Below are 413 nucleotides of genomic sequence, written 5' to 3'. Positions count from 1 at the left end.
GCATATCGTTATCGACAGCAACAAGGCCGGTGGTAATGCCACCGACGGCGTGGTCTATTTTGATGGCGTCTCCAAAGCCACGGTATCGGTCATTATCGTCAACGATACGGTGTTATCGTCGGCGCTCAAGGTCGCCCGGCACAAGCTGGAAGGTTTTGCCCAGGCTGCGGCCACCCAGCCGATCATGGACAAATATGAACCACTGAACTGGCAAGAAATGCTCGACCGGGGCTACATCGGCTATTGGCGTCTGGATCAGGCAGATGCCGAACGGGCATTAGGCACCGACCTTGGCAGCTACCCTTCCCTAAGTGATGCGGAAGAAGACGAAGCCTTTACCGAACTCTGGTACGCCTATATCAACGCCCCCTCTGTGGGCCGCAACCTGCTGGGGGATGAAGGTTTTGCCCAGC

Annotated in this window: 1 protein-coding gene; it reads left to right on the top strand. The window is 56.7% G+C overall.

The window, feature by feature from the left end; genetic code table 11:
- Nucleotides 1-413: hypothetical protein (locus Q4563_RS16520; RefSeq protein WP_303605258.1), on the top strand; the 413-nt coding region annotated here is incomplete at both ends.

It is taken from the genome of Gilvimarinus sp. 1_MG-2023, from assembly GCF_030548285.1.
This window is presented reverse-complemented; position numbering and strand designations above follow the sequence as displayed.